Source organism: Hymenobacter telluris (assembly GCF_017313265.1).
GTDB classification, from domain to species: Bacteria; Bacteroidota; Bacteroidia; order Cytophagales; family Hymenobacteraceae; genus Hymenobacter; species Hymenobacter telluris.
On the sequence record NZ_JAFLQZ010000009.1, the window covers coordinates 113,408 to 140,244 of the forward strand.

A 26,837-nucleotide genomic window follows, 5' to 3' on the forward strand; every position below is an offset into this window, starting at 1 on the left:
CCCGCATATCTCCTCCCTCATGGCACATACTAATTCGCTCCTTTCGCATACGCTGCCCAACGAACAGCAGCAGCAGCTGAACCCATTTTCGCTGGAAGGCAAACTGGCCTTGGTAACGGGTGGCGGTACAGGTATCGGGCTGGAAATAGCCCGCTGCATGGCTACGGCTGGGGCTACTGTGGTTATCACTGGCCGCCGCGAAGAAGTGCTCCAAGAAGCCGTAGCCGAACTCGGCAAATCGGTGCACTACCTCACCAACGACATCTGTGAGCTAGACCAGCTGGATGGCTTGGTAGAGCACATTGAGGCCACCTACGGCCCGCTGGACATCCTGGTTAACAACGCCGGGGTGAACATGAAGAAGCCGGCTTTGGAAGTAACCGACCAGGAGTTCAACCGCATCATCCACACCAACCTCAACGCCGTGTTTGCCCTCACCCGCGCCTGCGCTAAGCGTATGGTAGAGCGCGAAAGTGGCGTGATTCTGATGATTTCCTCGATGGCCGCCTACTATGGTATTGACCGGGTGGTAGCGTACGCCGCTTCCAAATCGGCGGTGGAAGGCATGGTGAAGGTGCTGGCTTCAGAATTCTCCAAGCACAACGTGCGCGTGAATGCCATTGCGCCCGGCTTCATTGAAACCGAGATGAGCCGCACCGCCATGAACTCCGACCCCGACCGCCGCGACCGAGCCATGCGCCGCACCCCCATGGGTAAGTTTGGCCAACCCCAGGACATCGGCCACGCCGCTGTATTTATGGCCTCTGATGCTGCGCGCTATATCACCGGGGCTTCTTTGCCCGTCGATGGCGGCAACTCCATCGGTTTTTGATTTCGATTTCATTTTCATTCCAAAATTCCTACACACCATGTACTCACCACTACGCAAAACGGCCCTGGGCCTGAGCTTGCCGCTATTCGCGGCTTTGGGGCTGCCCATAGCCAGCTCTCTTCTGCCAGTCGGCAGCGCTTTCGCCCAGACGGCGCAAACGATTTCCGGAAAAATAACCAGTCAGGAATCTGGCGAAGGACTACCCGGGGTAACGGTGCTCGTGAAGGGCACTACCAATGGGGTTTCCACCAATGCCGACGGCGGTTTTGCGCTTAATGCGCCCATCGGTAGTACGCTGGTGGTGAGTGCTATTGGTTTTGTTAGCCAGGAAGTAAGTGTGTCGGGCACCAACCTGACTATACGACTGGCTACCAACACCAAGGCGCTTGATGAAGTAGTGGTAGTGGGGTACGGTACGCAACGGAAAAGCCAGGTAACCGGCGCTATTTCGTCGGTAGATGAGCAGGCGTTGCGCGATGTGCCGGTGGCCAACATCGGGCAGGCACTGCAAGGCCGGGCCGCGGGTATCACCATTGCCAGCAATGGTACTGCACCAGGCCAGGCGCCTACTATCCGTATTCGGGGTAACCGCTCGTTTTCGGGCTCCAACGATCCGCTGCTAGTGGTAGACGGTGTACCGTATGATGGTAGCATCAACGACTTGAACCCCGACGACATCACCTCGCTGGAAGTACTGAAAGACGCCAGCTCCACGGCCATTTATGGGGCCCGCGGTGCTAACGGCGTAATCCTGATTACCACCCGCCGGGGCAAGAGCGGTGCAGCCCGGGCAACGTACAGCGGCTACTACGGCGCGAAAAAAGCGTATGGCCGCTTCGATATCCAGAATGGCCAGGAGTTCTACAACTACCGTCTCGAAGCGTTCCGGGCTCAGAATCCGAACTTCGACCCGGCCACCTCTACCACGTTCCTGACCACTGACGAGCGGGCCAACTACGCCGCCGGCAATACCACCGACTACCAGGACCAACTGTTGCAGAACGGCCACATTCAGAACCACTCCTTGGGGGTGAGCGGTGGCACCGACCTGACGCAGTATTCGGCTTCAGTGGGCTACTACGATGAAACGGGCATCGTACCAGTGCAGCGCTTCCGGCGCTACTCGGTGCGCGGCACCTTGGATCAGCAAATTGGTAAGCGGGTGAAAGTGGGTGTGAACTCGCTCAACACCTTCTCCAACGAAAATGACCCGAACGTTAACGTACTCAACCAGATTGTCACCACTAGCCCCCTGGCCTCGGCTTACGGTCCGGACGGGCAGCTGGTGCTCTACCCGAACGGCGACAACGCCGGCTCGAACCCGCTGACGCTGTACGTGCCCGACGCTCACCTGGACCGTCGTCGCCGCTTGCGCAGCTTCAACAGCCTGTACGGACAGGTGAACATCCTGAAAGGGTTGGATTATCGCCTCAACGTGGGCCTCGATGGCCGCACGCAGGCCGATGACGCTTTCTATGCCTCGATTACGCCGCAAAACGGTGGCGGCCTCAACACGGCCAGCAGCGGCTCCAGCATTGCCTACAACCTGCTGGCTGAAAATATCCTGACCTATAACCGCAACTTCGCCGAAAAGCACGACGTGAACGTGACGGCCCTGTATAGCCGGCAAACCTACCATACCGATGGGTTTGGAGGAGCGGTGCAAGGCACGTTGGCCAACTACCAGCTCAACACCAACCTAGGTGCTGGCACTCCAACCCGGGTAAACAACCCCACACAGCCGATTGACTGGGCGTTGGAGTCGTTTATGGGACGTGTTAACTACGCCTTTGCCAATCGGTACTCTGCTACCGTAACGGCCCGCGCCGATGGCTCTTCGCGCCTGGCACCCGGCAACAAGTTCAAGCTATTCCCGTCGGCGGCCGTCGCCTGGAACCTGGCCAACGAGTCATTCTTGCAGGATTTCAGCAAAATCAGCGCTTTAAAGCTACGGGCTAGCCTGGGCCGCGTAGGTAGCACAGCCGTTAACCCGTACCAGACCCAAGGCTCCCTCTCGGCGGGCCTTGGCGCAGGCTATTACAACTACGGCGCCACCGGCGCAGTAGGCGTGGTGCCCGCCAACATTCCGAACCCCGACTTGGGTTGGGAATACACCACCACCACCAACTTTGGGTTGGACTTCGGGTTCTTTGACAACCGCCTGTCGGGTAGCGTGGAAGTATACCAGCAGCGCACCAGCGACCTGCTGCTGCCCGACGCTCTGCCAACTGCCAGCGGCTACGGCTCGTTTGTGCGCAACGCCGGCCAGACCCAGAACCGTGGTTTGGAAATTACGCTTACCACGCAAAACCTGCGCCCCAAAAATGCTGATGGTTTTGAGTGGAGTACCGACTGGAACTTCACCGTCAACCGCGAGAAAGTGCTCGACCTGAACCTGTACAACGCCGATGGCAGCGTGCGGGATGATATTGGCAACCAGCGCTTTATCGGGCAGCCGCTCTACGTAATCTACGACTACAAGAAAATTGGTATCTGGCAGACTTCCGAAGCTGATGAGGCCCGCAAGTTCAACACCAAGCCCGGCCAGATCAAGGTGGAAGACGTGGACGGCAACGGCCGCATTGATGCCGCCGACCGGCAGGTTATCGGCTCGCGCCAGCCTAAGTTTGAGGCCGGCCTCACCAACCGCTTCCGCTTCAAAGGCCTCGACCTGACCGTAGTAGCCCTGACCCGCGTGGGTGCCACCGTAGTGGACCCCTATTCGTTCGGCCCAAGCTATTACGCCACCAACACCGGCCGCCGCAACCAGCTGAACTTCAACTACTGGACGCCTACCAACCCCAGCAACGAGTATCCGCAGCCCGACCAGACCGTGCGTGCCAACGAGTGGCCCACCTATGGCTCTACGCTGGGCTACCACAGCGGCACGTTCATTAAAGTGCGCAGCATTGATCTGGGTTATACCTTGCCGGCCGCTTGGGCGCAGTCAGCTCTCATGAGCTCGGCTCGCATCTACGTGCAGGTGCAAAACCCGCTTATCTGGGCCAAGGATGAGTACTTCCAGCGCAACAAGGCCATCGACCCCGATGCGCTGTCGTATTCGAGCCGCTTCAACACCAGCGCGGGCGTTACGGCTGCCAACATCGAGTTCCAGGGCGGTAGCAACTACCCTGTTACGCGGTCCTTCATTGTGGGCGTAAATATTGGTTTCTAAGCCTGACTACAGCTTTTTGTCAACATCAAATTTTCAGCGCCACGCGCTATTTTATATGAAAAGAATAGTTTTAGCTACACTGGGCACGGCCCTGTTTCTGTCGGTAAGTAGCTGCCAAAAAGATATTCTGGAGGAAGAGCCCCAATCCGTTCTGACTCCGTCGTTCCTTAAAACGCAGCAAGGCGTGGAAGCCGGTACTACGGGCGTGTACTCCGGTTTGCGCCAGATTTACGGCAACGATGCGGCATTCTTTACCACCGAGGCCGGTACCGACCAGTGGACGACTGGCATTTCGGCTAGCAGCGGCCTGAGCGACTATAACAACAACGACCTGACGCCGGTAAACGATGGTTCGCACTCGTTTATCTGGACGGTGTGCTACACGCAGATCAACAACGCCAACGGCGTACTGCAATTCGGTCCGGAAGCGCAGGGTATCGCCCCGGCCCGGCTGGAGCAGCTGATTGCGCAGGTGAAGCTGCTGCGGGCGCAGTATTACTTTGTGCTGGTGCAGGATTTCGGCGATGTGCCGCTGATGCTGTCTTTTGTAGACGCTCCCACCAAAACTATTGTGCGGGCTCCGCTGGCCGACGTGTACACGCAGATTATCAAGGACCTGACGGAGTCGCTGGCTGTTATTGCCGACCGGCCCGCGCAGCCCGGCCGCGTAACGCGCGCCACGGCGCTGCACCTGCTCTCGAAAGTGTATCTGACCCGTGCTACCTCGTCGGCTAAGCAGGCAAATGATTACACTCTGGCCGCGCAGTACGCCAAAGAGCTCATCGACAACCAAACCCGCTACGGTTTGGGCCTCGAAGCTGACCCCGCCACGGTATTCGCCGAAGGCAACGAGAATGGCAAAGAAGTTATCTTCAACGCGCAGTTCAGCAGCGACGCGACTTTTAACCGGATTGACGGCTTCACCTTCGGGGGAGAGAATATTGCCGGTTTCCAGTTCCGCAGCCGCTACGACCTGCTGCCTAACATGGCCCGCGACATCAACAACGGCCGCCCGTTCGCCCGCCACGTACCCACGTACTACCTGGAAAATTCCTACATCCTGCGTGATGCCGCCGGCAACGCGCTGGAGTCGGAGGGTACGCTCCGCACTACCGACACCCGCTACAACAAGTGGTTTACCACGGTGTACCGCGTGAACTCACCGGGTGCCAACTCGGGTAGCACCCGCGCCGTAGCCGGCGACACGGCCGTGTGGTATCCTGGCCGCCAGCTGTCGGCCCAGAAACTGGCGCAGATTGCGGCTCGTCAGCCAATCGGCTACCGGGTTATTCAGCCCAACCAGTACACCACCGAGTTTTTCCCGACGCTCAACAAGTTTGATAGCCGCAACCGCACGTCGGTCAATGGTTTCTCAACCCGGCCAAACATCATCTACCGCTTAGCAGAAACCTATTTGGTTGCGGCCGAAGCCAATTTCTATCTGGGCAACCTAACGCAGGCCCGCGACTACATCAACGTGGTACGCCGCCGGGCCGCCGCCGCCGGCCGCACCACTCAAATGGAAATTACCACGTCTCAGGTAACCCTCGACTTCATCCTGGACGAGCGCATGCGCGAACTGTGCGGCGAGTTCACCCGCTGGTATGACCTGAAGCGTACCGGCCAGTTGCTCACGCGCATCCGCAATACCAACATTACGCCAGCCGTGAGAAACCAGGGTGGCGGGGTGTACGGCTCGAATGCTGCCGTCAACATCCGGGATTTCCACGTGCTACGGCCAATTCCACAAACGGAAATTGACCGCACCAGTGGATTAATTACCCAGAACCCAGGGTACTAACCTAACTAACGCGGCGGCCGGGCTTTGTAGGTCCGGCCGCTGCTGTTTGTTGGGCTAACCTGTTTCATTCATTTCTAGCAGCCTTTGTATTTTGCTTAAGAAGTTACTGACCATCTGCCTGCTGGGGCTGAGCGGGCTAACCGGGCAGGCCCAAAACAGCATGCCCCGGCTGGTGAAGAATGGTACCGTCACGCAGTTGCTGGTTGATGATAAGCCCTTTCTGGTGCTGGGCGGCGAACTGGGCAATTCCACCGCCTCCAACACCGCGTACATGCAGCCTGTGTGGCCTAAGCTGAAAGCCATGCACCTGAACACGGTGATTGCGCCAGTGTATTGGGAGTTGATGGAGCCGCAGGAAGGCAAGTTTGATTTCACGCTGGTAGACGACCTGTTGCGCGACGCCCGCAAGCACCAGATGAAACTGGTGTTGCTTTGGTTTGGAGCCTGGAAAAACAGCATGTCGTGCTACGCACCAGCCTGGGTGAAAACCGATACCAAGCGTTTTCCCCGCGTAGAGAGTGACCAAGGGGTGCCCGAGGAAATCATGACGCCCTTCGAGCCGCGCAATTTAGAGGTTGATAAGAAAGCCTTTGTGCGGCTGATGCAACACCTGAAAGAAGTGGACAGCCAGCAGCACACGGTTGTTACGGTACAAGTAGAAAACGAAATCGGGATGCTGCCCACGGCCCGCAGCTATGATAGCCGCGCCAATGCCGCGTTCAAGCAGCCGGTTCCGGCGCCGTTGCTTACCTATTTGCAGCGCGAAAAAAAGAACCTGAAGCCAGAGTTTGCGGCCGTTTGGCAAAAGCAAGGCGCCAAGACTAAGGGTAATTGGGAGGAAGTGTTCGGAAAGAGCCTAGCCACGGATGAAATATTTATGGCCTGGCATTACGCCACTTTCACCAACGCCTTGGCAGTAGCCGGCAAAGCGGCCTATCCGCTGCCGATGTACGTAAACGCGGCTCTCAACCGGCCGGGCGTACCGCCCGGCAAATACCCCAGCGCCGGCCCGCTGCCACACCTCATGGACGTGTGGCAAGCTGGCGCGCCGGCCATCGATATTCTGGCCCCCGACTTCTATAACCCCGATTTCAAGCATTGGTGCGACTTGTACACCCGCGGCGGCAACCCGCTGTTCATTCCTGAGCACCGCTTCGAGGATGGGGTGGCGGCCAAGGCGTTTTTTGCCTTCGGCAACTACAACTGCCTCTCGTTTTCACCCTTCGCCATTGAAGGCAGCGACACGCTGAAAGGTGCGCCCATTGCCAAAGCCTATGAGCTGCTGCAACAGGTAACGCCCCTGATTGGTAAGTATCAGCCCACGGGCCAGGTACGCGGCTTTCTGCTCCAGAAAGACTCGGCGGCGCGCACTGGCACCCTCGGCAACTACCGCTTCACGGCCAAGCACGAATACACCCTGGGATGGTCGCTGGGCGCCAAAAAGCCCGACTGGAACCCCGGCGGCGGCCTCATCATTGCCGTAGCGCCCGACGAATTCTATGTGGTGGGCACCGGCCTAGTACTCACTTGGGAGCCCACCACCAAAGGCAAGCGCGCCGGTTATCTGAGCGTGGATGAAGGCTATTTTGAAGGCGGCAAGTGGATGCCCGGCCGCCGCATGAACGGCGACCAAGACCACCAGGGCCGCCACGTCCGCATTCCCGGCGAGGAATACGGCATTCAGCACGTCAAACTATATACTTATTAAACGCCGTGAGCTCCTTCCTTTCCACCCGTTCCTTCCCAACTTGTCCTGTTGTCCTGCGCAATGGGCGCAACCTCCTGTTGGCACTAAGTACCACCTGGCTCCTAATGCCCGCCGAAGCGGCGGCCCAAGTGCGCCTGCCGCGCCTGGTGAGCGACGGCATGGTGTTGCAGCGAGACCAGCCGGTGCGTATCTGGGGCTGGGCCGCGAAAGGGGAGAAGGTGAGCGTAGCCTTCCAAGGCAAAACCTACCAGGCCACCACCGGCTCCGATGGGCAATGGCGCGTGACGCTGCCGGCCATGAAAGCGGGCGGGCCCTACGAGTTGAACATCAAGGCCAGCAACGCGCTGAGCGTGAAGGATGTGCTGGTGGGTGACGTATGGCTGCTGTCGGGCCAGTCGAACATGGAAACGCCCATGAGCCGCCTGCGCGACAAGTACCCTGATGTAATTGCCCAGGCCGCCAACCCGCGCATCCGGCAGTATGAGGTGCCCATGAGCTACGCCTTCCAGAAGCCCCGCACCGACGTAAATGGGGGTAAATGGATTGCCGCTGACCCGCAAACGGTACTTCAGTTTTCGGGGGTGGGTTATTTCTTCGCCAAGGAAATCAATGCCAAATACCAGGTGCCGGTAGGCCTGATAAAGGATGCCGTGGGCGGCTCGCCGGCCGAAGCCTGGCTGAGCGCCGATGCCCTGAAGCAGTTCCCGACCTACGAGCAGCAGGGCGCCAAATACAAAGACAGCGCCATGGTAGCCGGCATCCGGCAGCGCGAAGGTGCCGCCGTGGCCAACTGGTACAAGCAACTCTACCAGGCCGACCAGGGCGAAGCGCGCGGCCAGCAGAAATGGTCGGCCCCCGAGTACGACGCCAGCAGCTGGGCCACCATGAACGTGCCCGGCTACTGGGCCAACCAAACGCCGCTGGGTCCGGTGAACGGGGTGGTGTGGTTCCGGAAGGAAGTGGAGGTGCCCGCTGCTATGGTTGGGCAGCCCGCTCGCCTGGAACTGGGCACGTTGGTCGATGCCGACTCCACGTACATCAACGGGCAACTGGTAGGTACTACCGGCTACCAGTATCCGCCCCGTAAGTATGAGGTGAAGCCGGGCGTGCTAAAGGCCGGCAAAAACGTGGTGGTGGTGCGCCTCATCAACAACGGCGGACGGGGCGGCTTCACCCCCGAAAAGAACTACCAGCTTACCGCTGGCGGCCAAACCATCGACCTGCGCGGCCCCTGGCAGTATAAGCTGGGCGCCACCCAGCCACCCACGCCGGGCACTACCACCTTCCAGTACCAGCCGGGCGGCCTTTTCAACGGTATGATTGCACCGGTGCTGCCTTACGCCATCAAAGGCGTGCTTTGGTACCAAGGGGAAAGCAACACCGGCCGGCCACAGGACTACCAGGCCCTGATGACCAGCTTGATCAACGACTGGCGGGGGCATTTCCAGCAGCCTAAGCTGCCGTTCCTATACGTGCAGCTGGCCAATTTCATGGCCGTGAAGCCCGAGCCGAGCGAGAGTGGCTGGGCCGCCGTGCGCGACGCTCAGCGCCGCACGTTGGCCGTGCCCTACACCGGCATGGCCGTCATTACCGACGCGGGCGAGTGGAACGACATTCACCCCCTGGACAAGCAAACCCCCGGCCACCGGTTGGCTCTGGCAGCGCAAAAAGTAGCCTACGGTGACGGTAAAGTGGTTTCCTCGGGGCCGCTGTACCAGACGATGCAGGTAGCGGGCAACAAAGCCACGCTCAGCTTTGCCAGCATTGGGGGCGGCCTGATGGCGAAAGGCGGCGGCCCATTGAAAGGCTTTGCTGTGGCGGGGCCGGACAAGAAATTTGTGTGGGCCCAGGCCCGGATTGAAGGCAAGAACGTGGTGGTATGGAACGACCAAGTGCCCAACCCAACCGTGGTGCGCTACGCCTGGGCCGACAACCCGGAAGGTGCCAACCTCTACAACAAGGAGGGTCTGCCTGCTTCTTCATTCCAAACGGCGGCACCGGTAGTAACGCCCTAAACGCCAGGCGCCACCGAAAATGACTTCGCTGCCTTTACCTTGAGGTGCACAATTATCGGCAGCTTATTACTTGTTCCCCGAATGAAAAAACGTCTGCTTCTTCCTGCTCTGCTGGCTTGCTCGACTTTGCATCATGCTCACGGACAATCTACGCCCACTTTCCGCGACCCAAAGCAACCGCTGACTACGCGCGTAAACGACCTGATTTCCAAGCTTACCCTGGAAGAGAAAGCCCAGCAGATGCTCGACCAGAGCCCGGCCATTCCGCGCTTGGGTATTCCGGCTTACAGCTGGTGGAATGAGGCCCTGCACGGCGTGGGCCGTTCGGCACCGGCTACGGTATTTCCTGAGCCGATTGGGCTGGCCGCCACGTTTGATGAAGATTTGGCCAAGCGTGAAGCCACCGCTATTTCAGATGAAGCGCGGGCCGTTTACAATGCTGCCATTGCCAAAAACCACTACGTCAAGTACGGCGGCCTCACTTTCTGGACGCCCAACGTCAATATCTTCCGGGACCCGCGTTGGGGACGCGGGCAGGAAACCTACGGCGAAGACCCAACCCTCACGGCCCGCCTGGGCGTGTCTTTTGTGCAAGGGCTGCAAGGCGACGACCCCCGTTACCTCAAAGTAGCGGCCTGCGCCAAGCACTACGCCGTGCACAGCGGCCCCGAAAAGCTGCGCCACGAGTTCAACGCCGTAGCCTCGCCGCAGGATTTGCGCGAAACATACCTTCCGGCCTTCAAAGCCTTGGTGAAAGAGGCCAACGTGGAAGCCGTAATGTGCGCCTACAATGCCACCAACGGGGAGCCCTGCTGCGGCAATACGTTTCTGCTGCAAGACGTGCTGCGCAAGGAATGGGGCTTCCGCGGCCACGTAGTGAGCGACTGTGGGGCACTCGATGACCTCTACGAAGGACACAAGACCGTTAAAACCAAAACCGAAGCTGCCGCTTTAGCGCTCCAACGCGGCGTAGAATTGAACTGCGGCGACACCTACACCAAACTGCCCGAGGCCGTACGCCAAGGCTTGCTCAAGGAAACCCAAGTGGACTCTGCGCTGGCCATCCTGTTGCGCACCCGCTTCAAGCTGGGCCTGTTCGACCCCCAAAACACCACGCCCTACGACAAGCTGGGCCCCGAGATAGTGAACAGCCCGGCCCACCGGGCGCTGGCGAAAGAAGTGGCGCTCAAATCAATGGTGCTGCTGAAAAATAACGGCGTACTCCCCCTGCGCTCCGACCTGGGCAAATACTTTGTAACCGGCCCCAATGCTACCAGCGTGGAGGCGCTGCTGGGCAACTACTACGGCGTAAACAGCCAGATGACGACCATCCTCGAAGGCTTGGTAGGAGCGGTGCAGCCCGGCAGCCAGATCGAGTACAAACAGGGTGCCTTGCTCGACCGCGCCAATATCAACCCCATCGACTGGACCACGGGTGAGGCCAAAACCACCGATGCTATTTTTCTGGTAATGGGCATCACGGGGGTATTGGAAGGCGAAGAAGGAGAGTCGATTGCCTCGCCCCACGCCGGTGACCGAATCGACTACAACCTGCCGAAAAACCAGATTGACTTCCTGAAAAAGCTGCGTAAAAACAGCAAAACGCCTATTATTGCCATTGTGACCGGGGGCAGCCCCATGAACCTGGCGGAAGTGCACGAGCTAGCCGATGCCGTGCTGCTGACTTGGTATCCCGGCGAGGAAGGTGGCAATGCCGTGGCCGATATTGTGTTCGGGAAAGTGTCGCCTTCCGGAAAGTTGCCCATCACCTTTCCCCAAAGCCTCGACCAACTACCTGCTTATGAAAGTTACGGCATGCTGGGCCGCACCTACCGCTATATGTCCGCCGAACCCATGTACCCGTTCGGCTACGGCCTGAGCTACGCCAAATTCGAGTATTCTGGCTTGAAGCTGCCGAAAAAGGCGGCCCGCAACAAGCCTGTAGAGGTGGAAGCTACTGTGCGCAACACCGGCAAGATGGCCGGCGAGGAAGTGGTGCAACTCTATCTCACGCACCCGCCGCGCCAAGGCCAGCAGATACCACGCTACGCCCTCAAAAACTTTCGTCGTGTGGCGCTCCAGCCCGGAGCAAGTGCCACTATCAAGTTCACGCTTACCCCCGAGCAGCTGGCCCTCATTGATGCTCAAGGCAAATCGGTAGCTCCGGCCGGCCAACTCACGGTGGCTATTGGAGGCGCTTTGCCGTCGGCGCGCAGCCAGGCGTTGGGGGCTAGTCCGGCCGCTACGGCCGTGCTGGTAGTTAAGTGAAGTTTTCTTTCCGACTTTTGCTTTGCTTATCAAATAAGTCGATCCATCTTTTTTCGCACCAGCTCCCCGTTTGGGTGGCTTAACACTTCTCATGCAGCACCAACTTTCCACGCTCGACTACGTCGTCTTTTTCATCTACTTCCTGATTGTATCAGGATACGGCATCTGGATTTACCGCCGCAAAACCGGCCACGACGGCACCATAGAAGGCGACTCCAAAGATTACTTCCTGGCCGAAGGTTCCTTGACGTGGTGGGCTATTGGCTCATCGCTGATTGCCTCTAATATCTCGGCTGAACAGTTCGTGGGCATGTCGGGCTCGGGCTTCAAAATGGGCCTGGCCATTGCCACCTACGAGTGGATGGCGGCTCTTACGCTCATCATCGTGGCCGTGTTCTTCATTCCGGTGTACCTGAAGAACAACATTGCCACCATGCCGCAGTTTCTGCACCAGCGCTACAACGGCACCGTGGCCATGATTATGGCCGTGTTCTGGCTGGCGCTGTACATCGTGGTAAACCTGACCTCGATTCTCTACCTCGGCGCCATTGCCATCAGTAGCATTGCCGGCCTCAACCTGGAGTTCTGCCTCTACGCCCTGGCCATTTTTGCGGTGATTATCACGCTGGGCGGGATGAAGGTAATCGGCTTCACCGACGTAATTCAGGTGTTTTTCCTGATTCTGGGCGGTTTGGCTACCACCTACCTGGCCCTGAACATGGTGGCCGACCACTACGGCCAATCGGGCGTGCTAGCGGGCTTCAACCTGATGACCGAACAGGCCGGGGATCATTTCCAGATGATTTTCAAGCGCGACAACGAGAACTACATGGACTTGCCGGGCCTCACGGTGCTACTAGGCGGTATGTGGATTGTGAACCTGAACTACTGGGGCTGCAACCAGTACATCACCCAGCGGGCTCTCGGCGCCGACTTGCCTACCGCTCGCGGCGGTCTGTTGTTTGCCGCGTTCCTCAAGCTCCTGATGCCGGTGATTGTGGTGTTGCCCGGTATTGCGGCCTACGTGCTCTTCAAAGCCGATGTGTTCGGGGCCGCCGAATTCGGCTCGGGTGCCGATTTGAACCCCGACCGCGCCTATCCGGTGCTGCTCAATATTCTGCCAGTAGGTTTGAAAGGGTTGTCGTTTGCCGCTCTCACGGCCGCCGTAGTGGCTTCCCTGGCGGGTAAGGCCAACTCCATTGCCACCATCTTCACTCTCGATATCTACAAGAAAGTGCTCAACCCCGAGGCTTCGGAGAAGAAGCTGGTGAACGTAGGCAAGATTGCCGTGGTAGTAGCCATGATTCTGGGCGTACTGATAGCGCCGCACTTGGGCATCGACAAAAAAGGCGGTTTCCAGTACATTCAGGAGTATACCGGCTTCGTGTCGCCGGGTATTTTCGCCATGTTCATTCTGGGTTTCTTCTGGAAGAAAACCACTTCTACGGCAGCGCTATTCGCCACCATCGGCGGTTTCCTGCTGTCGGTGCTGCTTAAGTTCCTGCCCACCATCACCGACCTTTCCTTCCTGGCGCCCTTCGGGTTTGCCGTGCCCAACGCGGCCGGCGTCTACGAAATTCCTTTCCTCGACCGGATGGGTTTTGTGTTCGTCATCTGCATTATTATGATGGTGCTGATCAGCTTGTTTGAAACCAGCCGCGGCGTGAAAACCAACGGCCTGGAAGTGGACAGCAGCATGTTCAAAACCACCCGCGGCTTTGCCATCGGGGCCATGACCATCATGGTGCTGCTCACGGTGCTGTACACCATCTATTGGTAGGTTTTTAGTCGTTCCATCTGGCTCGCGAGGGCAGGTTGCCGCCCGTTACAAGGAGGTGGCAGCCTGCCCTCATGCCGTACTATGCCCTTTTACTTCTATGAAAAACCCCCGATTTTCTTTCTCCCGGCTGGCAGTTGCTGCCTTGCTTATGGCTAGCGCCGGCTTGCTTACCAGCGAAAAACCCGCCCCCGAAAAGGGCCTGAAAGACTACTACAAAAACTACTTTCCGGTGGGGGTGGCCGTGGGCGCGCGGCAGCTGCAAGGAGCCGAGGCCGAGCTAATCAAGCAGCAGTTTAACAGCGTGACGCCCGAAAACGCCATGAAGATGGGACCCATCCACCCGGAGGAAAACCGCTACTTCTGGAAGGATGCCGACGACATTGTGGACTTTGCCCAGAAAAACAAGCTGCGGGTGCGGGGCCACAACCTGCTTTGGCATGAGCAAACGCCCCCGTGGCTGTTCAAGAATGCCGATGGCACAACGGTCAGCAAAGAGGTGCTGCTCAAGCGCCTGCACGACCATATCTTCACGGTGGTGAAGCGCTACAAAGGCAAGATTTACGCCTGGGACGTGGTGAACGAAGCCATTGCCGACAACCCCACGGAGTTTCTGCGCAACTCGGAGTGGTTGAAGATCTGCGGCGACGATTTCATTGCCAAAGCTTTCGAGTATGCCCACGAGGCCGACCCGCAAGCCGTGCTGTTCTACAACGACTACAACACCGAGCGGCCCGAAAAGCGCGAGCGGGTGTACCGGCTGCTCAAGCAGCTGAAAGACGCCAACGTGCCCATTGATGCCGTTGGCTTACAAGGACATTGGTCGTTGCAGGAACCCAACGAGGCGGAATTGCGCAAGGCCATCGAGCAGTATGCCTCGCTGGGCCTCAAGGTGCAGATTACCGAACTGGACGTATCCATCTACCCCTGGGAGAAGGAGCGCCGCGAAAGACGCCCCGGCGAGTCGGATGCTTACACGCCGGAGCTGGAGCAGAAGCAAGCCGCGCAGTATAAGATGTTCTTCCGCGTGCTCCGCGACTACAAAAACGTGCTGACCGGCGTCACCTTCTGGAACGTTTCCGACAAGTACAGCTGGCTGGATACCTACCCCGTGGCCGGCCGCAAAAACTACCCACTGCTCTTCGACCAGAATCAGAAGCCTAAAAAGGCATTCTGGGAGGTAGTGAAGTTCTAAATGATACAGGCTGGAGAGCAGGTTAAAAAACGAGCCGTTTCCTCTTTTCCAAAGAGGGAAGTAGCTTCTGGCCTCACCTATTGATTGTTCTATTTCCACCCAATGAAGATTCTACAATTCCTGTTTTGCCTTTTAGTCAGCCTTTCTGCCTGGGCTGGCCCCGTTGTGCCGGGGGCGGAGGTGTACGTTTCAGCTAAAAAAAGCAAGGGTAGCTTTCCGCTGGCTGCTTCCGGCAACGCAACGGCTCTCTACGCCAGCACCCAGGACTGGCCGGGCGTACTGCGCGCCGCCAAAGACTTGCAGGCCGACATCAACCGCGTTACCAGGCTCACGCCTTCGCTCACCACCAACCAAGCGCCGGCGGGCAAGGAAGTGGTATTGATTGGGACGCTGGGCAAAAGCCCCTTGATTGATGGGCTCGTGCAAGCCGGCAAGCTTGACGCAACCGGCGTGGCCGGCAAGTGGGAAGCCTTTGTACTGCAAGTGGTGGAAAAACCTATGCCGGGCGTAGAGCGGGCCTTGGTTATTGCGGGAAGCGACAAGCGCGGCACTATTTTCGGCATTTACGACCTCTCGCAGCAAATGGGCGTGTCGCCGTGGTACTGGTGGGCCGATGTGCCCACCAAGCCGCAAAAGGCGCTGTACGTGGCTGCTGGCCGCCATACCCAGGGCGAGCCGCAAGTGAAGTACCGGGGTATCTTCCTCAACGACGAGGCCCCCGCGCTCAGCGGCTGGGCCAAGGAGAAGTTCGGTGGTATCAACTCCAAGATGTACGTGCACGTTTTCGAGCTGATTCTGCGCCTGAAAGGCAACTACCTGTGGCCGGCCATGTGGGGCAACGCCTTCAACGACGACGATAAGCAGAGCCCGGTGCTGGCCGACGAGTACGGCATTGTGATGGGTACTTCGCACCACGAACCCATGGTTCGGGCTCAGCAGGAGTGGAAACGCTTCGGCTCCGGCCCCTGGAACTACCAGACCAACGAAAAGACGCTTCAGGATTTCTGGCGGCAGGGCATCAAAAACATGGGCACCAAGGAAAGCATCGTGACGGTGGGCATGCGTGGCGACGGCGACGAACCCATGAGTGAGGATAGCAATATTGCCCTGCTGGAAAAGATTGTGGCCGATCAGCGCAAGATTCTGGCCGAGGAAACCGGCAAGCCCGCCGCGCAAACGCCGCAGCTCTGGGCCCTCTACAAGGAAGTGCAAGACTACTACGACAAAGGCATGCGCGTGCCCGACGACGTAACCCTGCTGCTTTGCGACGACAACTGGGGCAACCTGCGCAAGCTGCCGAAAGTGGGGGACAAGCCCCGCGCCGGCGGTTACGGCATCTACTACCACTTCGACTACGTGGGTGGACCGCGCAACTACAAGTGGCTCAACACCAATCCGCTGCCGCGTATCTGGGAGCAAATGCACCTGGCCCACGAATACGGCGCCAACCAAATCTGGATTGTGAACGTGGGCGACCTGAAGCCGATGGAGCTACCCATCAGCTTTTTCCTGAACTACGCCTGGAACCCCGACCGTATAGGGGCCAACCAGGTAGCCGCCTACACGCAGCAGTGGGCCGCCCAGCAATTCGGCGACAAACACGCCACTGATATTGCCGACATCCTGGCCAAGTACGCCAAGTACAACGCCCGTCGCAAACCCGAACTGCTCGATGCCAACACCTACAGCCTGACCACCGGCGAGTGGGCCACGGTGGTAGCGGAATACAACGCCCTGCTGGCCCGCGCTGAAGCCATTGAAAAGCAGCTACCAGCTGAAGTTCGCGACGCATATTATCAACTGGTGTTGCATCCGGTGCAGGCCTGCGCCAACCTTAACGAGCTATATTACACGGTGGCCCAGAACCGGGATGCTGCCAAAAACGGCTATTCCACTACCAATACCCTGGCCGATAAAGCCAAGGCGTTGTTTGCAAAGGACACGGAAATCAAGAACCGCTACCACGCGCTGGCCGGGGGCAAATGGAACCACATGATGGACCAAACGCACATCGGCTACACCTACTGGCAACAACCGCCAGTGGACAAGATGCCCGAGGTGATGACGCTGCCCGCCGATAAAGCCACTGCTACTGCGCCGCCAGCCGTTACCGCGCCACCTGCCAATGCCAGCAGCCAGTTTGTTTCCATCGACGCCGAGCAGTACACGCAAGCTGTAAATGCCGGCTCCATCACCTGGCAGCGCCTGCCCGACCTAGGCCGCACGGCGGGGGCCGTTACCACCTTTCCAGTTACGGCCGCCTCAACCGAAGCTCCAAGTGGCACCAGCCCGCATCTGGAATACCGGGTTACGCTGGCCCAAGCCGGCGAAGTAACGGTGCAGGCGTATCTGGCTCCTACCTTGAACTTTATGGGTAACCAAGGGCTGCGCTACGCCGTGTCGATTGATGATGAAGCGCCGCAAATCGTTAATCTGCACACCGGCATGGTAGCCGACAACGGCAACCGCCCCTGGGAAAAAGCCGTGGCCGAAAGCATCATTATCAAAGACTCTAAGCATACAGTAGGCAAGGCTGGCGAGCATGTGCTCAAGTTCTGGCGCGTAGACCCCGGCGTGGTGCTGGAAAAGCTGGTGGTAGACTTTGGCGGCATGAAACCCAGCTACCTTGGTCCGCCCGCTACTTCTGGCAAACCTTCTGCTGCCCCAAAAGCTACTTCGGCGAAGGGGAGCGTCGGGCAGCGTTAAGGAAACCTGCCAACGCTCTAGTTTCGCCGCCATGGGCCAACCCTGTGGGGCTAAGAGCAGTTGAGTAGTCAGCACATTTTATGCGCATCACACAAAAAGGCCCGCACTTATGGTAGTGCGGGCCTTCTTTTGTTGGGCGTATGCGCTGGTTGTTATTCCACTATCAGCTTGCGTGAGGTTACACCTTGGGCTTCAACCACCTGTACCAGATACATGCCGGATACCAGGTCTAGATTAACTTCCGCCACTGGCTGATTGGGTACTGATACCGTCTTCAGCAAACGTCCGTTCAGGTCGAACACCTTGATGGCCTGAATCTTCTGGCCGCCTTGCACCAAGAAATGGCCGTCGGCTGCCGGGTTGGGGTGCAGCGTGAGGTTGGCGTTCTGCTGGCCTTTGGCGGAAAGCACAGTAGTCCGGACGTAGTTCTTCAGCCACACCAGCGCCGAGCGTTCCGTATTGTCGCCGTTGGCTATATAAGCACCCTGCGCGGTACGCCAGTGGCCGGGCCGGTAGCCCCAGAGCGTGATACCACGCACCGCCGGGTGTTCCCATAGTGCTGGAAACACCCGCTGATATTCAGCTAGTTGGAGGGCATCATCGAGGGCCGGTGGCGTGGCGTTGTTTACACCGTCAATATCGAGTTCGGTGATGTAGAGCGGTTTGCCGGCCGTGGCCAGCAGGTTGAGGTTAGCCACGATGTTGGCCATCGGAATGTTGCGGGTTTCAAAAGCATGCCCCTGAATACCAACACCATCCACCAGGTTGCGGGCCACCAGTAAGTTGATAATACCTAGGTAACGTTGCGTATTAACGGTGTAGCTAGCAACGCTATAATCGTTGATCAGCAGCTGCGTGTTAGGAAAATACTGCCGTGCCAGCTGAAACGAAGTAATCACCCAGTCCCAGCCGGTAGTGCCGGCCCCGCCTAGCGCGTTGTAGTAGTTGCCGGCGCCGCTGCCCGGTGTGTTGGGGCCATTGTTGCCGGTTGAGCCGTTGAGGGGCAGGTCGTTGGTGGGCTCGTTTACTACTTCAATCTGAGCGATGTTGGGGTAGCGCTGTGCCACGGCCGCAAACCACTCGTTGATTTCCATCAGCTGTTCCGAAGCCGGTAGGTTTTCAATCCAAATAGGCTGTTGGGCGCCCCAAATCAGGGTATGCATCTTGAACGGGTAGCCTTTGCGCTGCGCCAATGCATACGCCGAGTCCAATTCGGTCCAGTTCATCACATTGCGCGTGCTTTCCACGCTACCCCACTTGCCCGCATTTTCGGGCGTTACCTGGTTGAAGTAGTTGTTGAAAAACGGCTTTTGCGGATTGCTGTACACGCCACCCAGATACTTGGGCTTGCCGGTGGCCATAGGCAGGCCAGTAGGCGTAAAGACGGTAGGCGGTGTGCTTGAACCCTGCGCCCCAGCATCAAGGTTGGCCACCGTGAAATATAGTCCCGTGGTGCCAAACACCAGCTTGTCGATGTCAAGGCCGTCTTCGCGGGCCCCAATCTGAAACGTCTGCGTGAGGTTGCCGGCCGGCACCGTGAAGCTGATAGGAGTCTCGCCACCGTTGAAAGCCGACAGGTTCAGCCACTTCCAAACCTGCTGCTGTCCGCCGCCAGCACCGGCTACTACCTCGGTGGCATTGCTGTAGCCCACGTTGCTCAACTGATTGGCGGTTATCCAGTTGGTGTCGTCGGCGGGGAGCTTGGTGCCGAAACCGTTGCCGTAGTAGAAGCTGTCGTCGTTGGCGGCGGCAGCTCCTACTCTTATCCGGGCGTACAAATCGTAGGTTCCCGGCCCCGGAAACGTAACAGAGTACGTGATAATCCGGGCTGCCGTGCCCGGGTTCTGCGCGTTGATAGTAGCCGTAGGTACCACCGTTACGTACTGTACGCCGGTTTGAGTGGGGCTGGTCCAGTCAGCGCCGAGCGTGCCGGTCTCGGCCTGCTGTACTACGGGTGCGTTTTGCGCCTGAAGCGAAAAAGCAATCAGGGAGCAGGGTAATAGTAAAAAACGTAGCTTTTTCAGAAGCATAATCAAGCATTTTGGTGGGAGAATGAAGATCGAATGCCCGAAAGCTATCCACCTCTTACTGCCCGAAAAAGCCTGATTTACAAAGGGATGTCAAAGAAAATACGCAACCGGTTGTGATAGGCATGCGGCATCGATTGTGATAGACGAGTAGCTGCTAAACCTCCAAATTTTACACTGCAGTTATTTTGGGAAGCTGTAGTGAGTACATACTTACTATATGAGAGGTGCAAGGCGAAACTGCGATGTTGGTATGGTATAATAGGAATTGGCTAGCCTCTGGTAAATAAAGATATCTGCTAGCACCGAGCGCCCGAGGAACGGCAACACCCTGCACTAGCAGATATAAGTATTTCTATTTCTCCTTGAGCTATTTTGGAGTGTTCTTGTAGTTCAGCTGATCGTTAAACCTGAAAGCGCAAGACTATTGAATTTTCTTAGCGCACAATGCAGTAAAAGCCGGGCAGCAGTCATTCAGGAGGTCCACTGAATAGCCACCTGGCTCCGGAACCAATTTGATTTCGGGTATGCTGCCATGAATGGGACAATAAACGCCTTGTAGTTTTTCCTGGAAATAAGCCATGAACTGCTCTTCGGTACTTTTCACCGCAAGAGGGCGTCTGGTAGTAGCGGGAGCAGGAGTATTTTGTCGGGTAGTAGTTTTACGCATTGGTAACATCAATTAAATACAAAATGAAAACACTGAACGACTACCTTCTAAAAGCAACTTTTTCTTGGCCCCTTATAAGTGCTGGTAGAAATTGTAAGAATGCCAACAAAGAATGTGTTTTAAGGCTAAATAGACGATTTAGTGAGTTCAAATATATGATTAAACTCTGGTAGTGCGTGCAGGTTTTTTGCCTGTTTGTCTTAAATAAAGCTGCCCAAGCCATGCAGATGTATGGTATGACACCAAGGTGTGAAAAAGAAGTATCTTGCTAATAGACAACAAGTAGGCCGGGTGCAATCAGCATAATAAAACCGTTTCATCTACTAAAAGCTCGAACTCTTCTTATAGCCTGCCGGTTGACCATAAATGTCAACACCCACTAAACGTTCCCGTCCCCGTAAAGCCAGTGAAGCTATTGCGGCCCCTGTTTCTCACGCCGACCAGTTAGTTGCCCTGCAAAGCCGGGAGGAGGGTAAAACAGTGATGTACAAGCAGGACGCCTGGGGACACGTCGAAACCCGTTTTGTTCGTACTCATAATGTCAAAGCCTGGGAGGCCAAAGGCTTTTCCGTGCGCTAGTTTTTGCTTGTTTCATAGGCTTCACAACCTATTGCCCCTGCTAATCAGCTGGGGCTTTTGCGTGTACTGGTAATACGATTTCACTCTGCCAGCGGATCTATACCGGTGCGTTGTATGAGAATAAGACTATTGCCTTCGTAGTCATATTCCAGCCAAGAGGATGTAGCATGGCCTTATAGTCAATTAACAGGCCTGTGTCAGAGCCGCGCACCGGCTTTTGGTACAGCATGCGCTAATTTGCATTAGATACGAAGAAGGTGCCGGGTTAACAATCGTTAAGCCGGCACCTTCTTCGTATCTAAATATATTTTAGCTCTCAATTGATAATATGTTTCTGTAGTAGGTGTCAAACAGTTGAAAAACAGTTACACATTAAACAAACAGTTTATTTAAACTTCATTCTTAATATGCGTTTTATGTAAAATTTAAATAAATGGTAATAAATATTGGGATGATTGCTTAATGCTAAAGCTTGTTTTATTTGGCTGTTAGCTAGTGCCCAATCATTACTCTCCTTGAGCAGAACATAGGCATTGCCTACTCCTGCATTAGCGCAGTGTTGCTTCGATAAATTTAGTATTCTCTTCCTGTGCTCAGCAGGTACGTGTTGCTGAATGCGTTCCATTACCTGAAGCAAATCTGGAATAATCTGACCGGACCGAGCTTTTGCCCAGCTAATGGAATTGGTGTGGCCTCTGTATTCCGCTAAAACATCAGGATGATATGCTACTGGATAATTAGCCGCAATACGTACCCACATTTCCCAGTCTTCTCCATATGTGGTACCATAAAATGCACCTAACTTTTCGTACACCTTCCTGCGTACCGCTATTGATACATATTGTGTGCGTTGCCGTTCGGCAATACGCAGAATCCAGTTCGGTAGTATGCCAGGGTTTTTAGCTTCTGGTGCTGGTGTTGTGTGTGGATACCGCACACCGTTTTCATCAATTGCGGCGTAATGACTGAAGGCAGCCCCCGCTTCAGGATATTGCTGAAATAATTGCGCAAGTTTTTCGTAAAATCCTGCTAGCACTCGGTCATTACCGTGCAAAAGATGAATTAACTGTCCGCGCGCTCTATTAATACAGGTTTCAAAATTACGAAGGCTACCTACGTTTTCTGACTGTCGATAATATTCCACTCGGCCCGCCCCAAGTTGATTAACCAACACTTTTACATCGTCATCAGTACTGGCGTCATCAACTACCTGTATTTGCATTAAGTCAGGACCAAGGTCTTGGGCAAGTACACTTGCTATAGCTTCCCGTAATAAAACCGAACAGTTATACGTAGGAATCATAACGGACCATAGCGGGCGCGGCAGATTGTCCGGATACGGTGCTATAGTAGGAGGCGAAGTAGGAATACGAATTTTACTACTCTCGGATTGTAGAGGCATAGAACTAGAGCAGGATTCTGAAATATCCTGTAATAAGCGGCTTCAATTTAGAGTACAAGCCTGTATTTCGATGCAATCAAAAATATATATTCCTGCAATTAAGTTGATTTCTAATCAGAAACGATAAAATACTCTCCCGTAAAAATTTTTAAAATGGCGTAAAATATAATTTAAGAAAGGCAACAACGTTCTGTAAGCTCAGAGTGAATGCTTGATTGCAAAATAGTAATTCCCCTGTATGTGCATGATAAGCTATTTATTTGGAATTACTTGCTGTACATAGCTTAGAGCAGGACAGTTACCCAGCATAAATTCGTCTTGGCTTTCATCTACGCGTGGTCTTTATCCAAAGAGTCGTCGAGTAAGGCTGTTTCGTGGGTGGGTCGGTGCTGGCGGGCGTATTCCGACGGGGCAATACCGTAGATTTTCTGGAAGGTTTTGCGGAAATACTTCACGTTTTCCACGCCCACCTGAAACGCCACCTCTGATACCCGCATATGCGGCTGGGCCAGCAACTGGGCCGCGCGTTTCATGCGCACATCCCGGATAAACTCCACCGTGGTTTGGCCGGTGATGCTTTTGATACGGCGGTACATCACCGATTGGCTCATGCACAGCGCATCGGCCAAGACTAACACGCTAAAGGCCGGGTCGGTGAGGTGCTGCTCTACAATGTGCATGGCCTGCTCCAGAAAGGTTCGGTCGGCATCGGCAATGACTATTTCGGTGGGCTCCAGCAGAATCTGGCGCTGGTAGTACTCGCGCAGCTGAAGCCGGTTACGTAGCAACGCGGCCACTTTGGCTTGTAGCACCAGCGGGTTGAAGGGCTTGCTCACGTAGTCGTCGGCCCCGATGTCAAAGCCTTCCACTTCGTGCAGAGCGGCGGTGCGGGCCGTGAGCAGGAGCACCGGAATGTGCGCCGTGCGTGGGTCCTGCTTGAGGCGGCGGCACAGTTCCAACCCGTCGCTGCGGGGCATCATTACGTCGCTGATAACCAGGGCCGGGGCGTGGGTTAGTACGGCATTCCATCCTTCCAGGCCGTCGGGGGCCGTGAGCACCTCGTAATCCAGCGAAAACAATTGCTGAAGATACTGACACACCTCGTCGTTGTCTTCCACTACCAGCAGGCGGGGGCGAGAACTCAACGCAATTGGCTCGTTGGCAATTTCCGGGGGCACCGGTAACATCTGACTGGCAGGCTCTTGTCCTTCAGTCTGCTCAGTTTCGGGCAGTAAGTCGCTGGGCAGCAGGTGGGCCTGGCCGAACGGTAGCCGCAGCCGGAACGTGGTGCCCGCGCCTACTTCGCTCTCCACGCTCACAGTGCCGCCGTGCCGCTCCATGAACTGCTTCACCAGCGAGAGGCCGATGCCGGTGCCCGTCATGCGCAACGTATCGGTGTGGGAGGCCTGGTAGTAGGGGTCGAAGATGTGGGCCAATTCGTCGGCTTTAATACCGGTGCCGGTGTCGAGTACGCTTACTTCCAAATAGTTGCCGCTGAGCTGGCTGCCGCTGAATACGGCGTCGCTGCCTGGGTTGCCAACTACCGTGGCAGCCAGCGCAATCCGGCCGCCTTCGGGCGTGTACTTGAAGGCGTTAGCCAAGAGGTTGGTGACAATGATTTCCAGCTTGCTTCGGTCGAAGTACAAGCCAATGGGTTCGGCGGGCACATCCAGGAAATAGTCGATGCGGCGCTCCGTGGCTTTTTGCTGGAACATTGAAAACGTTTCGGTTAGGAACCGCACCGCATTGCCGTAGCTGGCCCGCAGCGGCACGTTGCCCGATTCCACCTTGCGGAAATCCAGCAGCTGGTTCACTAAGTCGAAGAGCTTGCGCGTCTGTTTGTGCATCAGCACCACCTTGTCGCGCAGGTTATCCACGGGGCCACGGGCGGCAATCAGCTCCTCCATCGGTCCCAGAATGAGGGTGAGCGGGGTGCGCAGCTCGTGGCTGACGTTGGTGAAGAAGCCCAGCTTGAGGTTGGTGAGTTCCTTTTCCTTTTCCACTTGAAAATGCTCTAAGGCCAGCTTGTTGCGCAGGCCTTGTTGGGTCATTTCCACGCGCCGGTACAGGGCCACCGCGCCCAGCGCCGCCAAGCCGTACAGCAGGTAAGCCCACCCGGTTTTGTACCAGGGGGCCAACACCTCGAATTGCATAGTGGCTGGCTGGCGTGACCATTTGCCTTCGCCATTATCGGCCTTCACTTCCAAGGTGTAGCGGCCCGGCGGCAGGTTGGCAAAGCTGGCCGTCCGTTGGCCCGGCCCAGGGCGCACCCAATCCTGGTTGTAGCCCAGCAGCCGGTAGGCGTAGTGGTCTTTCTGCGGATTGGTGTAGTTGAGAGCCACAAATTCCACCGAAAAATCGTTTTCCTCGGCCCGAATAGTCACGGTTTGGGGGTGGGAGAGGGCCTGGGGCAGCAACACGCGCCCGTTGAACGGCTGGCCCACGGCTACCGGCTGGTTCATCACCCGCAGCCCCGTGAGCTGCACCACTGGCGGCGTGGGGTTGGCCTGAATGGCCCAGGGCTGGAAGTAGTTGATGCCATTGATGCCGCCGAAATACAGGGTGCCATCGGTGCTGCGGGCGGCGGCTCCAATCTTGAAGGCGTTGCTTTGCAGGCCGTCGGCCACATCGTAGCGCAGGTAGCGGCGGGTGCTGGGCGTGAACCGGTAGAGGCCGGTGCCCCCAATCCAGAGGTTGCCGGCCACATCAGAAAGCAAGCTTTCCACGTCACTCTCGGGTAGGTAGCTGGCGAAGCGCCGAATGGTTTCGCGGCCCTGCGCATCGGTGGTTAGCTGGTGCAGGCCGCCGCCGATGGTGCCAATCCACAGGTCGCCGCCTTTGCCGAGCAACAGCGGCCACACATAGTTGACACGCAGGCGCTTGGTAGGCTCCGAGCGGTACGAAAACTGGTTGAGCAGGCGCAACGAATCCGGCGTGATGCGCAGCTTGAGCAGGCCCGCGTTGCGGGTGCTGGCCCACAGTACGTCACGCTGCGCATCATACAGCAAGTAGGTGAACCGGCTGGAAGGCAGGCCGCTGGTGCCTACCTCGTAGTGAGCCAGCAGGCGCCCATCAAGTGTGAAGCGGAACAAACCTCTGGAAAACGTGGCTACCCAGAGCGTACCCTGGCGGTCTTGCGTTATGTGCTCAATACTGGTGGTAGCCAGGTCGATGCCGCCCGGCAGTAGGCGGTAGGTGCTCAGTTTTTCGCGGCCACCAGAGCGCCGCAGCGCCACCAGCCCATTGTCGCGGGTGCCGAACCACAAGCTACCATCGGTGGCCCGAAAGATGGTGGCCACATCAATCCCCCGCACGGTATCCGACTGCTGGTTCAGGTAGTTGCGGTAGGTGTGGCGCGCCAAGTCGTAGGCCGATACGCCGTTGCGCGAGCCTAGCCACAGGGTATTCGTGGCCTCTTCCTTATAGATGGCGTTGATGTAGTTATTGGCGTTGGAAAGGGCCGGCTTGCCGGTAAGCTGGTGCCGAAGCTGCCCGAAGGCGCGCTGCCGTAAATCCACTTTATTAAGGCCACCCGCCGAGGCGCACAGCCACATCAGCTGGTCGCGGCCCTCGAAAATCTGCTGCACCCGCTCGGAATTGAGGTTGTGGGTTTCACCGTCGCGGGGCAGAAGCAGGGTGGGGCGGGTAGTTTGCAAGGGCGGCGTTTTGCCGGTTACCACGCCCGCTTCCCAGATGTACAACCCATACAACGTGCCAGCCCACAGCCGCCCAAACGAGTCGAGGCGCAGGGTCTGGATGCGGGGGTAACGGTTGGGCAGCGGGTGCGCGGTTAGCTCGTGGCCGGTGCGCCGGTTGGCCGCCGACACCCAAAATACCTGCCGTTCGGTGCCCACCCACAAGTCGCCGCGCCGGTCGAGGTGCAGGGTTGTAACGGGTAGGCGCAGTTCGGTGGCTTCTACTGGCAGGGTGGGCTCGGCACTACGCACCACCAGCAGGCCCGCCCGCTGGGTGCTCACCCAGGCGTTGTGGTCGGCGTCGATGGCAATACTGGTGATGTGCAGCAAGCTCGGCCGGCCGGCCACGGTAGCCGGTAGCTGACGCAGGGCCTGCGGCTGGCCCTGCTTGTTGAAGGTCAGTACAAAGATGCCATCCTGCGAAGTGCCAATCCAGAGGCGGCCTTGCGCATCGGTGGTGAGGGCCTTCACGTCGCTTTGAGCGAGTTGAGTGGCCAGTGCCCGATAAGCAGCCGGCACTGCTTGCGCATCGAGCGTCACAAAGGTGTCGTGGGCAGCATCGTAGCGGCTGATGCCCGAGCTTTCGGCGCCGGCCCACAGCTGGCCGCTGGGAGTTACCAGCAGCGTAGCAATGCGGTTGCCCGACTGTCCATTATGCGAGTTGATGGGCAGCGCGTATTGCTTGAGGTTGTAGCCATCGTAGCGGTTGAGGCCGCGGTTGGTACCCACCCAAATAAAGCCGTCGTGGTCCTGGGCCATGCACATGGCATCGGAGTGCGAGAGGCCTTGGTCCACGGTGATGTGCTCGAAGCGGAACTCATCCGGTGGAGTATCCTGGGCCGATACGGTGCGCCCCGTCAGCGAAAGCAGGACCCCAAGCAGCAGCCATCGGTATAGAAAAACAAAAGGCACTTTCATGTTGCAGCAAAGATACCAGCCGCGTGAGCGAGGCCGGCTAACCCGCGCAATTTCCTGTTGCAACAAGCT

14 protein-coding genes are annotated in these 26,837 nt (G+C 57.2%); 10 read left to right on the forward strand and 4 right to left on the reverse strand.

The annotated features are described in order from the left end of the window. Positions 1–19: 19 nt before the first annotated feature. The 9 genes from J0X19_RS14475 (at position 20) to J0X19_RS14515 (ending at position 17,477) form a co-directional block, all read left to right on the forward strand. The gene (locus J0X19_RS14475; protein WP_206985090.1) at positions 20–832 is read left to right on the forward strand and encodes an SDR family NAD(P)-dependent oxidoreductase; all 813 of its coding nucleotides are present in this window, start codon (positions 20–22) and stop codon (positions 830–832) included. Between the two features lie 37 nt (positions 833–869). Then, positions 870–4,007, forward strand: a complete 3,138-nt coding sequence (locus tag J0X19_RS14480) for a SusC/RagA family TonB-linked outer membrane protein (RefSeq protein ID WP_206985091.1) — start codon at positions 870–872, stop codon at positions 4,005–4,007. A 55-nt stretch (positions 4,008–4,062) separates the two neighbouring features. Then, positions 4,063–5,808 carry a RagB/SusD family nutrient uptake outer membrane protein gene (locus J0X19_RS14485; RefSeq protein ID WP_206985092.1) on the forward strand — a complete coding sequence of 582 codons (1,746 nt, stop codon included), beginning with the start codon at positions 4,063–4,065 and terminating at the stop codon, positions 5,806–5,808. Between the two features lie 91 nt (positions 5,809–5,899). After that, a complete protein-coding gene (locus tag J0X19_RS14490; RefSeq protein WP_242582693.1) occupies positions 5,900–7,516 on the forward strand; it encodes a GH35 family beta-galactosidase in 1,617 nt (538 codons plus the stop codon). Between the two features lie 5 nt (positions 7,517–7,521). Continuing rightward, the gene (locus tag J0X19_RS14495) at positions 7,522–9,531 is read left to right on the forward strand and encodes a sialate O-acetylesterase (protein WP_317194781.1); all 2,010 of its coding nucleotides are present in this window, start codon (positions 7,522–7,524) and stop codon (positions 9,529–9,531) included. Positions 9,532–9,612: 81 nt separating this feature from the next. After that, entirely contained in the window at positions 9,613–11,799 is a 2,187-nt protein-coding gene (locus tag J0X19_RS14500; protein ID WP_206985093.1) for a glycoside hydrolase family 3 N-terminal domain-containing protein, read from the forward strand. Between the two features lie 91 nt (positions 11,800–11,890). Then, positions 11,891–13,579, forward strand: a complete 1,689-nt coding sequence (locus J0X19_RS14505; protein WP_206985094.1) for a sodium/sugar symporter — start codon at positions 11,891–11,893, stop codon at positions 13,577–13,579. A gap of 97 nt (positions 13,580–13,676) precedes the next feature. Further along, on the forward strand, positions 13,677–14,771 hold the full coding sequence (locus tag J0X19_RS14510; RefSeq protein ID WP_394369118.1) for an endo-1,4-beta-xylanase: 1,095 nt from the start codon (positions 13,677–13,679) through the stop codon (positions 14,769–14,771). 102 nt (positions 14,772–14,873) lie between these two features. Then, positions 14,874–17,477, forward strand: coding sequence for a glycosyl hydrolase 115 family protein (locus J0X19_RS14515; RefSeq protein WP_206985095.1), 2,604 nt, complete (start codon positions 14,874–14,876; stop codon positions 17,475–17,477). Positions 17,478–17,629: 152 nt separating this feature from the next. Here the strand turns inward: J0X19_RS14515 and J0X19_RS14520 are convergent, their stop codons facing one another. Both J0X19_RS14520 and J0X19_RS14525 read right to left on the reverse strand, forming a co-directional pair. Beyond that, entirely contained in the window at positions 17,630–19,507 is a 1,878-nt protein-coding gene (locus tag J0X19_RS14520) for an endo-1,4-beta-xylanase (RefSeq protein ID WP_206985096.1), read from the reverse strand. A gap of 421 nt (positions 19,508–19,928) precedes the next feature. Continuing rightward, entirely contained in the window at positions 19,929–20,174 is a 246-nt protein-coding gene (locus J0X19_RS14525) for a hypothetical protein (protein WP_206985097.1), read from the reverse strand. 366 nt (positions 20,175–20,540) lie between these two features. Between J0X19_RS14525 and J0X19_RS14530 the strand changes: the two genes are divergently transcribed. Further along, positions 20,541–20,753, forward strand: a complete 213-nt coding sequence (locus J0X19_RS14530) for a hypothetical protein (protein ID WP_206985098.1) — start codon at positions 20,541–20,543, stop codon at positions 20,751–20,753. A gap of 385 nt (positions 20,754–21,138) precedes the next feature. On the opposite strand, the gene J0X19_RS14535 is transcribed toward J0X19_RS14530, so the two are convergent. Together J0X19_RS14535 and J0X19_RS14540 are read right to left on the reverse strand one after the other, a co-directional pair. Further along, positions 21,139–22,056 (reverse strand): glycosyltransferase family 2 protein, encoded by a 918-nt coding sequence (locus J0X19_RS14535; protein WP_242582695.1) that lies wholly within the window; start codon positions 22,054–22,056, stop codon positions 21,139–21,141. A gap of 428 nt (positions 22,057–22,484) precedes the next feature. Next, positions 22,485–26,768, reverse strand: a complete 4,284-nt coding sequence (locus J0X19_RS14540; RefSeq protein ID WP_206985100.1) for a hybrid sensor histidine kinase/response regulator transcription factor — start codon at positions 26,766–26,768, stop codon at positions 22,485–22,487. Between the last annotated feature and the right edge of the window lie 69 nt (positions 26,769–26,837).